General features: G+C 74.0%; 12 protein-coding genes. 5 read left to right on the plus strand and 7 right to left on the minus strand.

Annotated features, from left to right (window positions below; genetic code table 11):
- Positions 1-561 precede the first annotated feature (561 nt).
- From ACF9IK_RS28950 to ACF9IK_RS28960, 3 genes are read left to right on the plus strand one after another with little or no spacing between them, the layout of a single operon-like run.
- Positions 562-1,260 (plus strand): hypothetical protein, encoded by a 699-nt coding sequence (locus ACF9IK_RS28950; protein ID WP_395297016.1) that lies wholly within the window; start codon positions 562-564, stop codon positions 1,258-1,260.
- Positions 1,257-2,009, plus strand: a complete 753-nt coding sequence (locus ACF9IK_RS28955; protein ID WP_395297017.1) for a hypothetical protein — start codon at positions 1,257-1,259, stop codon at positions 2,007-2,009. The genes ACF9IK_RS28950 and ACF9IK_RS28955 overlap by 4 nt, the downstream gene beginning before the upstream one ends.
- Positions 2,006-3,187 (plus strand): glycosyltransferase family 4 protein, encoded by a 1,182-nt coding sequence (locus tag ACF9IK_RS28960; protein ID WP_395297018.1) that lies wholly within the window; start codon positions 2,006-2,008, stop codon positions 3,185-3,187. Before ACF9IK_RS28955 ends, ACF9IK_RS28960 begins: the two co-directional genes overlap by 4 nt.
- A 108-nt stretch (positions 3,188-3,295) precedes the next feature.
- Here the strand turns inward: ACF9IK_RS28960 and ACF9IK_RS28965 are convergent, their stop codons facing one another.
- The 3 genes from ACF9IK_RS28965 to ACF9IK_RS28975 form a co-directional block, all read right to left on the minus strand.
- Entirely contained in the window at positions 3,296-3,952 is a 657-nt protein-coding gene (locus ACF9IK_RS28965; RefSeq protein ID WP_395297019.1) for a response regulator, read from the minus strand.
- On the minus strand, positions 3,940-5,265 hold the full coding sequence (locus ACF9IK_RS28970) for a sensor histidine kinase (RefSeq protein WP_395298712.1): 1,326 nt from the start codon (positions 5,263-5,265) through the stop codon (positions 3,940-3,942). Before ACF9IK_RS28970 ends, ACF9IK_RS28965 begins: the two co-directional genes overlap by 13 nt.
- A gap of 438 nt (positions 5,266-5,703) precedes the next feature.
- The gene (locus ACF9IK_RS28975; RefSeq protein ID WP_395297020.1) at positions 5,704-6,129 is read right to left on the minus strand and encodes a BrxA/BrxB family bacilliredoxin; all 426 of its coding nucleotides are present in this window, start codon (positions 6,127-6,129) and stop codon (positions 5,704-5,706) included.
- 247 nt (positions 6,130-6,376) lie between these two features.
- Here ACF9IK_RS28975 and ACF9IK_RS28980 point away from each other — a divergent pair, with 247 nt between their 5' ends.
- Complete coding sequence (locus tag ACF9IK_RS28980; protein WP_395297021.1) at positions 6,377-6,577, plus strand: hypothetical protein; 201 nt, start codon at positions 6,377-6,379, stop codon at positions 6,575-6,577.
- A 99-nt stretch (positions 6,578-6,676) separates the two neighbouring features.
- Here the strand turns inward: ACF9IK_RS28980 and ACF9IK_RS28985 are convergent, their stop codons facing one another.
- The 4 genes from ACF9IK_RS28985 to ACF9IK_RS29000 all read right to left on the minus strand — a co-directional run bounded on the left by ACF9IK_RS28985 (position 6,677) and on the right by ACF9IK_RS29000 (position 10,396).
- Positions 6,677-7,585, minus strand: a complete 909-nt coding sequence (locus tag ACF9IK_RS28985; protein ID WP_395297022.1) for a DUF4232 domain-containing protein — start codon at positions 7,583-7,585, stop codon at positions 6,677-6,679.
- Positions 7,586-7,782: 197 nt separating this feature from the next.
- Positions 7,783-8,571 carry an ABC transporter permease gene (locus tag ACF9IK_RS28990; RefSeq protein WP_395297023.1) on the minus strand — a complete coding sequence of 263 codons (789 nt, stop codon included), beginning with the start codon at positions 8,569-8,571 and terminating at the stop codon, positions 7,783-7,785.
- Positions 8,568-9,569: an ATP-binding cassette domain-containing protein gene (locus tag ACF9IK_RS28995; protein ID WP_395297024.1), complete on the minus strand. Its 1,002-nt coding sequence runs from the start codon at positions 9,567-9,569 to the stop codon at positions 8,568-8,570. The genes ACF9IK_RS28990 and ACF9IK_RS28995 overlap by 4 nt, the downstream gene beginning before the upstream one ends.
- A gap of 161 nt (positions 9,570-9,730) precedes the next feature.
- Positions 9,731-10,396, minus strand: a complete 666-nt coding sequence (locus ACF9IK_RS29000; RefSeq protein WP_395297025.1) for a DUF4097 family beta strand repeat-containing protein — start codon at positions 10,394-10,396, stop codon at positions 9,731-9,733.
- Positions 10,397-10,631: 235 nt separating this feature from the next.
- Between ACF9IK_RS29000 and ACF9IK_RS29005 the strand changes: the two genes are divergently transcribed.
- The gene (locus tag ACF9IK_RS29005; RefSeq protein ID WP_395297026.1) at positions 10,632-11,387 is read left to right on the plus strand and encodes a helix-turn-helix domain-containing protein; all 756 of its coding nucleotides are present in this window, start codon (positions 10,632-10,634) and stop codon (positions 11,385-11,387) included.
- Positions 11,388-11,458 lie beyond the last annotated feature (71 nt).

Here is an 11,458-nt window from a genome sequence, read left to right on the forward strand (position 1 = left end):
ATGGGTGCTGATCAAGGACGTCGAGGCGGTGGCTGAGGCCATGAGCTCCGAACGTCGACCGGCCCAAGGCCCATCTGTCTCTGGGACAGTTGGCGTTCACGACACTGGAAGGCGCGGAAGTCACGGGTCGATGCCCGGCGCCCCGTCTATCGGACCCGGGGCCGTGATCGCTGCTCGTCGGCAGCCATCGCGGGAAAGCTTCGGTACCGCATGAGCCCTTTGAGTCGTAGCGCTGACTGAAATCGCCTGGCAGACGGAAGCTGCCGAGCTTCGCCCGGCGGCGGTGTCGGGGCCGGGACAGTTCGCGCAGTCTGCGCAGAACCTCCTCCGTCGGTTCGGCCTGTTGTGTCTGCACCTGGTCGGTCACCAAGTCGCCGGCCATGGCGCCGACCGGCAATCGGTGGCGCGGCGTGGACTTCTCCGGCCGTGTGGCACGGGCGGTCCGGGCACGTGGCGCCCGCTCGGGGCCGCGGCCGGGGCCCTCCGTGGTAGGGGAAACCCGACCGGAGGACTCGACTTGGCCGTCATGACCTCGCCGACCTGCGCCGCTGCAATGGACAGGTGCTGATTCCCCACCCCCGTCAGGGCCTGCCCCGCTCCTTCGATCGCCGCCGTCTCCCGGGCCGTCGCCACTTCCACGGCCGTCGCGGCCGGGGCCTTCCCGGCGGACCGCGCCTGTGGTGGGCCGGCGGGTGGCTGGCCGCGGCCGCTTGGGCGGGGGCGTCGGCGCTGTTCTCCTCGCTCGGGCCGCACCGGAGCTGGGGATCGATCGCGTGTGCGGCCTACCTGGCGGCGGCGGTCGCGCTCGTCCTGCCGGAGCGCCGGGCGAGCGCGCGGGCGGCAGCCGTGGCCCTGGGCGGAGCGGTCGTCCTGCCGCTGTTCGTCCTGATCGCGGCGGGACAGGGGCAGAGCGAGGTCGACGTCATCGAACGGTCCGGTGACCTGCTGCTCCGGCACGGCACCCCCTACCTTGCCGATCCGCAGAGCGTTGCCGAGTACAACCCCTACCTTCCGGGCATGGCGCTGTTCGGCCTGCCGCACGCACTCCTCGGGACGGACGGCTGGCCGGCCCGGCTGCTGGGCGACTCGCGGCTGTGGTGTGCGGCCGTGTTCCTCGGCTGTCTCCGCGCGGCGGCCGCCCGCACGACCCGGCCCCTCAGCAGCGGGTCGCGGCCCGGTGCACCACTGCTGATGGCCGCACTGGTCGCCTCGCCGCTGTTGCGCTGCCGCTGTGCGTCAGCGGGGTCGACCTGCCGATGACCGGTCTGTGCTGCCTGGCGCTCGTCCGGGCCGACCGGGGCCGGCCGTTCAGCGCCGGGCTGGCCCTCGCGCTGGCCTGCGCGTTCAAGTGGACGGCCTGGCCCGCGGTCGCGGTGACCGCCGCGCTGCTGGGGGCCACCTCGGGACGACGGGCCGCGGTGCGTGCCTCCGTCACCGCCGCGGCCGGTGCGGCCCTGCTCGTCCTGCCCGCCGCGCTGCGGTCACCGGAGGCGGTGTTCCAGCAGGTGTTCGCCTTCCCCGCCGGCCGCGCAGAACTCCCGAGCCCGGCGCGAAGTCCGTTGCCCGGGCGGCTGCTGGCGGAACTCGGCCCGACGGGCTGGCACCTCGCGTCCGCCCTGCTGCTCCTCGCAGGGCTCGCCGTCGGAGCCTCGCTCCGCCTTCGCCCGCCCCGCCACGCGGTCGCCGCCGCCGATCGCCTCGCGCTCGGACTCTCCCTGGCCTTCCTCCTCGCGCCGGCCTCACGGTTCGGCTACCTCGCGCTGCCCGTTCTCCTCGCCGTCCTCGCCCGGCTCAGGGCCCCGGTCTCCCGGCCCGCGCCTCCGGTCCCGGAGCAGGACCGCCCCGTCGGCGACCACCACCGCCCGTGCGTCCCGCCCACGGAGCCCGGCACAGCGGAGCCACCTGCCAGCCGTTCCTCGGCAACCGAGTCACCGCCACCGCCGCCACCGCCCGCCGCCCCGCCCGAGCCTGCACACGCCCACCGATTCGAGGTCGTACCCGCCCCATGACCGGCACGCTCATCATCACCAACGACTTCCCGCCCCGACAGGGCGGAATCGAGACCTTCGTCCAGGCCGTGGCCGCCCGGCTGCCGCTCCTGACCGGTGCAGAGGTCGTCGTCTACACCTCCCACGAGCCGGACGCCGCCCGCCACGACGCCGCCCAACCCTTCCGTGTGGTCCGCGACCCGGCCCGGATGCTGCTGCCCGCCGGAAGGGTCACCCGCCGGGCCGCCGAACTCGCCGAGGCGCACGGCTTGGACCGGGTCTGGTTCGGTGCCGCCGCGCCGCTCGCCGCGATGACTCCCCGGCTGCGCCGCCTCGCCCCCGGCGTCCGGCGGACCGTCGCCACCACGCACGGCCACGAGATCTGGTGGGCCCGCACCCCCGGTGCCCGCCGGCTGCTGCGGAGGATCGGCGACAGCGTCGACGTCGTCACGTACCTGGGCCCCTACACCCGCGACCGGATCGCTCCCGCACTCGGGCCCTCGGCCCGGCTGGAACGGTTGGTCCCCGGCGTCGACGCCGAACTCTTCCGGCCCGGGCCGCACGACAGCCCCCGCAGCGGCGGGTCCTGCGCCACCAGTCCGGTGATCCTCTGCGTCGCGCGACTGGTTCCGCGCAAGGGCCAGGACATCCTGATCCGCGCGCTCCCCCTGGTCCGGCGATCGGTGCCCGACGCGGTGCTCGTCCTGATCGGCCGGGGACCGGACGAAGGCCGGCTGCGCGCGCTGGCCCGACGGCACACGGAGCCTGACACAGTGGTGTTCGCCGGCGGACACGAGCACCTGCAGACGCCCGCCGCCTACGCCGCGGCCGACGTCTTCGCGATGCCCTGCCGCACCCGGCGGGCCGGCCTGGAAGCGGAAGGCCTCGGCATCGTCTTCCTGGAAGCCGCGGCCGCCGGCCTGCCCGTTGTCGCCGGCCGCTCCGGCGGCGCGCCGGACGCCGTCCTCGACACCGTGAACGGTTCCGTCGTCGACGGCCGCGACCCGGCCGCCGTCGCCGCGGCGATCACCCGCATACTCCGGCTCCCCGCGGCCGAGCGGGCACGGATGGGAGCGGCCGGCCGCCGGTGGGTACGCGACCGGTGGTCGTGGGACGCCACCGCGGACCGCCTCGCCCGCTTCCTCGACCCCGCCTCCGCGGAGCCGGCGGCCACCCGGCCGCCCGGCCCTCGCACCTGAACGGCGCGACCACGGAAGACGGCATCCTGACGACGCCCAGCCCGCAGGAACCGGGACCGGGCCGCCGTCTCGACGGCCTCCCGGCGGACCGGGCGCCTCCGGGAGCGGCTACTCGCCACGCAGGTGGGCGAGGACGGCGAGAACCCGCCGATTGCCCTCGGCCGGGTCGAGGTCCAGCTTCATGAAGATGTTCCCGCAATGCTTGACCACCGAGGCCTCGGTGATGCTCAGGCGGGCACCGATGGCCTGGTTGTTGAGACCCTCCGCCATCAGCCCCAGCACCTCCCGCTCGCGCGGGGTGAGACGGGCGAGCGGGCGATCGGGGGCCTGCTGATGGAGCAGGACCCGGACGACCTGCGGGTCGATCACGGTCTCCCCGGCCGCCACCCTGCGCAGTGCGTCCAGGAAATCGCCCACCTCGCCGACCCGGTCCTTCAGCAGGTAGCCGAGACCGGCCCGCTGCGCCCCGGCCGCACCGAGCAGCCTCGTCGCATAGGGGGTGGCCACGTACTGGGAGAGGACGAGCACGGGGAGGCCGGTGTGGCGCTCGCGGAGGTCGAGGGCGGCGTGCAGGCCCTCGTCGCGGAAGCCGGGCGGCATCCTCACGTCGGTGACGACGACGTCCGGCCGGTGAGCGTCGACGGCGGCGGTGAGCGCGGTTGCGTCACCGACGGCGGCGACCACCTGGTGGCCGCCGCGGGTGAGGAGTTCGACCAACCCGGCCCGCAGGAGCACGGCGTCCTCGGCGATGACTAGCCGGAGCACGGCACCTCCAGCCGGAGCTTGGTCGGCCCGCCGATCGGGCTGGTCAGCATCAGTCGTCCTCTCAGGATCGCCGCCCGGTCGGCCAGTCCCTGCAGCCCGGCCCCGGCAGCCGGGTCGGCCCCGCCGCGGCCGTCGTCGGTCACCTGGAGCTCCAGCCGGCCGCCCACGACCCGGCCGTGGACGGTGACAGTGCCGGCGCCGCTGTGCTTGGCGGTGTTGGTGAGCGCCTCGGTGACGGTGAAGTAGGCGGTGGTCTCGACCGGACCGGGCAGCCGGCCGGGCAGGTCGAGGTCGACCTCGACCGGGATGGGATGGCGCAACGCGACCTCGGCAACGGCAGCGGCCAGTCCGTGGTCGGTGAGCACCTGGGGATGGATCCCGCGGACCAGGTCGCGCAGCTGCTCCAGTGCGTGTCGGGCTTCCGCGCGTGCGCGCTCCACCAGTGCCGCCGCGGCCGGGACGCCGACCGTGCCGGCCGCGGGGATTCCGTCCGCCGCGGTCCCGCCCCGGCCGGCGCCGGCCGGGGCGGTGGTGGACTCGCGCAGCTCGTGGGCGGCGAGGCCGAGGGTCATGGTGAGCGCGACGAGCTGCTGCTGGGCGCCGTCGTGCAGGTCGCGTTCGATCCGGCGGCGCTCGGCCTCGAAGGCGTCGGCCAACCGGGCACGGGAGCGGGTCAGCTCAAGGACCTGCCGACCGAGGTCCTGCTCGCGGGGACCGAGCAGCAGCCGGGCAGCCCGTACGTGCAACGTGCTGAGCAACGCGCCCGCGTAGCAGGCGAGCAGGAGCCCGGCCAGGCCGACGGCGGTGGCCGGGAGCGCGTGGAACGGCCCGGGGACCGCGTGGCCGGGGATCAGCATCACGGTCTCGGGGGCGAGCAACCAGACGATCACCGGGCTGACCACCAGGGCGCCCGAGAACAGCAGCAGGGCGGTGAGGCCGAGCCCGGCGGCCGTGAGCGCGGGGACGACCAGAGCGGTGTGGGCGAGCTCGCGCCAGGTCGCACGTTCGCGCAACCGGGTCCGCAGCCAGGCCCGGCGGCCTGCCCCGGGCAGCGCGCGGTGCGGGTCGGGTACGGGACCGGGCTCGACCAGGCGCAGCCGACGGCGCTCCAGGGCGCCGGCCGGCACTCCGGCGAGAGCGGCCGCGAGCAGCATGGGCAGCCCGACACCGACCACGCAGAGTCCGAGGCCGACGAAGGCGAGCGCGACCAGCAGGACCGTCACCAGCAGGCCGAGCGCGGCGCCGCTCACCAGGTAGGCCCAGCAGTTCAGCGGATGGCGGGTGAACGGGAAGCGCAGCGGTCGGTCCCGCAGTGCGGCCCAGACCGCGACCGGCTGGTCCGCGGCCTCGGCCGAGGCCGGAAGACCGAGGCAGGCGTCCGCCCCGGCGCCCCGCCCCACCAGCCCCCCAGTCCATCCGTCCACGCACCCATCATAGGAGGTTCGCTGACGACCGATCAGGACGGGTGAGGTCCGGAGGGCTGCGTGATCCGTCACCGCGAACGGCGGCGCGGCTCGTTCGCCCGGTACGGCCCGGGCCGGGGCGCACCGGACCGGATCCAGCGGTGTTCGGTCTCGTGGCCGATCCGCTCCAGCGGGTGACGGGGCATCTCCGGTAGGCGGTCCCGAGCGTGACCTTCCGGACGGCCCTGGGACCGTGCTCTCCGGCTGCTTTCCGCGCCGTTTCCCGGCCGACGCTCCCGGCGGGTGCCGGGAGCGTCGGGGTGACCGTCGTGACGGGCGGACCTGCGCCTACGGGCAGTGCTCCTCGAAGGCGGCGGTGAGCTCGGCGGCCACCTGGAGGGCGTCGCGGCCCTCGATCCGGTGGCGCGGGATGAAGTAGACGATCTCGCCGTCCTTGAACAGGGCGAACGACGGGTGGGACGGCGGGATGTCGGGGAAGTAGCTGCGCATCTGCGAGGTGGCCTCCAGGTCCTGGTCGTCGAAGACGGTGAGCAGCCGGTCCGGGTGCTTCCCGTCGCCCTCCAGGGCGATTCGGACGCCGGGGCGGGCCATGCCCGCCGCGGCGCCGGTCACGCTGTTGACGGCCACCAGGGTCACGCCGGTGTCCGCCTCCCTCATGGCGGCGTCGACCTCGGCGGCGGTCAGCAGGTCCTTGAACCCGATCGACGTCAGTTCTTCCTTCATGGGCTTGATCAGCAGCGGCGAGTACGGCATCACGGCACCTCACTGAACGGAACGGTTCGGGTGCCAAACGTATCCGTCGTGGTGCGGTCGCCGCCGCATCCGCGGCCGGGGCGCGCCGGACCCGAGCACGGTCGTACCGGAGCATTCCCGGGAGGGGAGCCTCCGGGAGCTGGAGCGTCCGGCGCTCGTTCCCGCACCGCTTCCGACCTCCGGCCCCGACCCGGGCCCGGCGCGGGCCTGCGTGGGCCCGGTGGAGGCCTGGGCCTTTCCCGTACCCGTGTTCCCCACCCCGTCGGGCGACTTCGCGGTCGGCTCCCCGGGGCACACCGAGAGCCCGCGCATCGTGGCCGCAGCCACCCTGGCCTTCCCGGACGCGGTGCTGCGCGACGAGCCCGGCGACCCGGCCGGCGTGCTGCCGGCCTACGGCGACCTCAGCGTCCACCACCCGGACCGCAACCGCCGATCCGCCGGGGAGTGACGAGAACGCGGCCGGCCGGTGCGGCCGCACCGACCGGGCGGGCGGTACCGGGAGCCGGCCCGGGTCAGGCCTTCCGGAGGGTCCGGCGTGACGAGCGGGTCAGGCCGGAACGTCCTCCCTCTTCCAGGCGCCGACGCCGAGGCGTCCGGTGGTGCCGAGGTCGAGTTCCGGAGTGACCATGACGGGGGCCGCGTCCGGGAAGGCCCGGATCCGTACGTAGGGGGCGTTCACCGGGGTGCCGTCCTGCGTGGTGTTGCGCCACACGATGGCGGAACGGGCGCCCTCTCCCGGACGCAGCGCGATCTCCTGCGGCAGGTCGTCCGCGCCGGTGCCGGTGGCGATCTCGGCGCCACCCGGCAGGATGCGCACGCCGTCGATCGGCCGGTGCTCCAGGTCGAGCAGTTGCAGTTCCGGGTAGCCGTTGACGGTCACCGTGGTGCTGCCGCAGTTGCGCAGGTGGAGGCCGACCACGCGCAGCCCCATGGCGGCGTCGCCTCTGTCGGCGTACAGGCGAAGACCTGACGCCGGGCACGGGCCGGCGGGCTGCGGCGCCTCGGCGCTGGGCACCCGGCGGACCTGGAGGATCCTCACCCGCGGCCCGGCGCCGGCCTGCGGGGCCGCCCACCCGCCCAGGTCGACCCGTGCCGGCACGGTGGCGCCGGGAGCGATCGCCGGCACGGTCCGCGTCACGCTGTCCAGCGCGCCGCCGTCCGCGGAGAGCAGGCTGAAGACCACCGTGACGTCGGACGGCTCGCTGCCCGGATTGGTCACCTCGTACTCCGCGCAGCTCGGGCCGGCGGCGGTGATCCGCACGTCGCTCCGCCCGGCGGGCGCCGCCGACGCCGACCGAGTCCCGCACGGCCCGGCGCTCCCGGAAGCCCCCGGTGCCGCGGTCGTCGCCGCCACGGACCCGCAGCCCGCGACCAGGGCGACGGCGACCGCGGCCGCTGCGGCCGCCACGGGCCGGTGGATCGTCAGCATGCCGGTGATCTCTGGGAGTCGACGCATCCTCCGATGCGACCACGCGACGCGCCGAACGGCTGTGAGGGGCGCCACTTCCCGTGCAACAGTCCTGCAACGCGCGGCCGACCACCGTCGCGACCGTCCTGACCGCGCGCGGGGCGGCGCGCACCGGCGGGGTGCCGGTGCGCGCCGCCCCGCGGGTGGGGACGGGCGGACTACGGGTCGGGCCGCAGTCCGCGAGGTCACTTCGGGCCGCGGTCGAAGACGGTCTTCGACCAGTGACGGCCGAGGACGATGAGGCCGAGGCACCAGGCCAGGGCGATCCACCAGTTGTCGCCGATCCCGGTGCCGAGCAGCAGTCCGCGCAGGGTCTCGATGGCGGGGGTGAACGGCTGGTACTCGGCGATCGGCTGGAACCACCCCGGCATCGCGTCGACCGGGACGAAGGCGCTGGAGATCAGCGGCAGGAAGATCAGCGGCATCGCGTTGTTGCTCGCCGCCTCGGCGTTCGGGCTGACCAGGCCCATGCCGACCGCGATCCAGGTGAGCGCCAGGGCGAACAGCACCAGCAGGCCGAAGGCCGCGAGCCACTCCAACGGCGTGGCGTCCGTGGTGCGGAAGCCGATGGCCACGCCGACGGCGCCGACGAGGAGCACGCTCACGACCGCCTGCAGCACGCTGCCGACGACGTGTCCGACGAGCACGGAGCCGCGGTGGATCGCCATCGTGCGGAAGCGGGCGATGATGCCCTCGGTCATGTCGTTGGAGACGGAGACCGCCGTCCCGATCGTGGTGCTGCCGATGGTCATCAGCAGGAGGCCGGGGACGAGGTAGGCGATGTACCGGGAGCGGTCGGCGCCGCCGCCGATGCCCGCGCTCATCGTGTCGCCGAAGACGTAGACGAAGAGCAGCAGCAGCATGACCGGGGTCAGCAGCAGGTTCAGGGTCAGGGACGGGTAGCGCCGCGCGTGCAGCAGGTTGCGCCGCAGCATCGTGGACGAGTCCCGGACGGCGAGGGGGAGCGAGCTCATCGGACGTTCTCCTTGGGCTGGTCCGGAGGGGTGGAGCCGCCGGTCAGGGCGAAGAACACGTCGTCGAGGTCTGGCGTGTGCACGGTGAGCTCGTCCGCCTCGATCCCGGCGGAGTCCAACCGGTCGAGGACGGCGCGCAGTTCGCGCTGGCTGCCGTCGCTGGGGATCTGCAGCGCCAGCGCCTCGTCGTCGGCGGTGGCCTCCGGCAGGGCGGTGGCGGCCGACCGGTAGGCGGCCGGATCGGTGAAGCGGAGGCGGACGTGCCCGCCCGGGACCAGTCGCTTCAGCTCGTCGGCGGTGCCCTCGGCGACGATCCTGCCGTCGTTGAGGACGGCGATGCGGTCGGCGAGCTCGTCGGCCTCCTCCAGGTACTGGGTGGTGAGGAGGACGGTGACGCCACCGGCGACCAGCTCTCGGATGATCCGCCACATGTTGTGCCGGGAGCGGGGGTCGAGGCCGGTGGTCGGCTCGTCGAGGTAGATGATCCGCGGGTCGCCGATCAGGGTCATGGCGATGTCCAGGCGGCGTTTCATGCCGCCGGAGTAAGTCGAGGCGGGCTTCTTCGCGGCGTCGGTGAGGTCGAAGCGCTCCAGCAGTTCGGCGGCCGCCCGGCGCCCCTCGCGCCGGGGCAGGTGGTGCAGGTCCGCCATGAGGAGCATGTTCTCCTCGCCGGTGATCAGGCCGTCGACGGCGGAGAACTGCCCGGTGACGCCGATCGCGGCGCGCACGGCCTGGGGGGCGGCGGTGAGGTCGTGGCCCGCGACCTGGGCGTGCCCGCCGTCGGCGGTGATGAGGGTGGAGAGGATCTGCACCGTGGTGGTCTTGCCGGCGCCGTTCGGCCCGAGCAGTGCGAACACCGAGCCGGCGGGGATGCGCAGGTCGATCCCGTCGAGGACGGTCTTCTCCCCGTACGACTTGCGCAGGCCGACGGCGGAGACGGCGGCGGGCGACCGCGCCTCGCCGGGCTTCCTGGGCGTGGGCATGACAGGTGGGGCCATGGAACCCTCCGGTTCGAAGGCTGAAGTGGCGGGGGTGGCGGGGGCGGCGGTGCGGGAGCGGTCGATCCGCGGGTCCGGGCCTGGGTTCGGGTCCGGCTGTGGCTGTGGCTGTGGCCGTGGGCGCGGGTGCCGGGCCGGGCGCGGACCGTGGTGGGTGCGGCTCAGAGGCTGTGAGCGGTGATGTCGCCGTGAGAGGTGGTGGCGCGGATACCGAGTTCGGTGCTGCCGTTGTTCTTGAGGGCGTTGCTGATGCGGCCGTGGCCGGTGCCGGCGTCCAGGGTGGCGGAGACGCCGGCGGCGGCGCCGACGGTGATGTCGCCGGACCGGGTGGTGAGGACGACCGTGCCGCGGACGGCCTCGGCGATCCGGATGTCGCCCCGCTGGGTGCTGATCTCGGCGGGGCCGTTGAGCCGGCCGATCGCGACGTCGCCGTCGGTCGCGGTGAGGCGGACGCTCGCGGCTTCGTCGATCTTGATCTGGCGGTACGCGCTCTCGAAGACGACGTCGCCGAGGCGGCCGACGCCGCGGAGTTCGGAGGCGGCGCTCCTGGCCTCGACGCGGGAGTCGGAGGGCAGCCTGACGGTGATCTCCACGGATCCTGAAGGCCCGAACAACTGGTTCCCGGAGCCGGACGTGTGGATCCGCAGGACGCCGTCGGCGTAGGCGGCGGTGGTCTGCTCGGCCGCGCGGACGTCGCGCCGCTTGGCGGGGTCGGCGGGCAGGACCTCGACGACGGTGTCGGCGCGATCGGCGGCGATCAGCTGAATGCGCCCGGCCGGGACGTCCAGGACGGCCGCGATCGGTGCGGGGGTGTCGAACTTCTGCATCGTGCCCTCCTGGGCTCGCTCTTTCTTGTGCCGGAAACGCTACGTTGCTTTCTGTGTTGTGGCAACAAGCTCGTTGCGAGTAATCCACATAACTCCAGTTCGTTGACGGTAAATCGTTGCAACTGGTGGGAAGGTAACGCAATGGCGGGAGTCTGAATCATTGCAATGAGTGAGGAGTGAACGCTATGCTCTGCGAGCAGGGACCACCGATGGACGACCCACCGAGGAGATCGCGATGCCGGGAGGCAGGCTCACCCAGCAGGAACGCCAGCAGATCGCGCTGGGGCTGGCCGACAGCCTCCCCTACGCCGAGATCGGGCGTCGCCTCGAGCGTCCGACCTCGACGATCACGCGTGAGGTGATGCGCAACGGCGGACCCACCGCCTACCGCGCCGACCTGGCCCACCGCGCCACCGAACGCCGTGCCCACCGGCGCAGGCCCGCCTCCTCACGGGGGCCGGAGTCGGCCCCCCAGCTGAACGGGCGCGACGCCGACGCCGTGCGCGACTTCGAGGAGATGCTCACCACCATCCTCATGCAGTCGGGCCTGCCCAGGATGACGGCGCGGGTGATGGCCAGCCTCTACGCCACCGACGCCGGCAGCCTCACCGCGTCCGAACTCGCCCAGCACCTCCAGGTCAGCCCGGCGTCCGTCTCCAAGGCGATCACGTTCCTGGAGAGCCTGGACCTCGTCCGGAGGGAACGCGACGAGCGCCGCCGGGAGCGCTACATCGTCGATGACGACCTCTGGTACCAGTCGATGATCCGCAGCGCCCGGGACAACGCCAAGTTCGTCGAGGCCGCACGGCAGGGCGTCACCATCCTCGGCCCCGGCACCCCGGCCGCCACCCGCCTGGAGAACGTCGCCCGCTTCCTCGACTTCGTCTCCGAGGGCATCGTGCGCGCCGCGGAGCAGGCCCGCGAAGTCCTCTACACCCGAGCCGAACCGACCGCGTCCCCCACCGCCCCCCCACCTCCGGACCGCGGCTAGGCATCGCCGCGCCACCCCCTCCGCCCACCGGCCGGGGTGCCCAGGGGGTGGGGTCCGCTGCCTGTGGGGTC

Origin of the sequence: Kitasatospora hibisci, from assembly GCF_043950205.1 — a bacterium.
Taxonomy (GTDB): Bacteria; Actinomycetota; Actinomycetes; order Streptomycetales; family Streptomycetaceae; genus Kitasatospora; species Kitasatospora hibisci.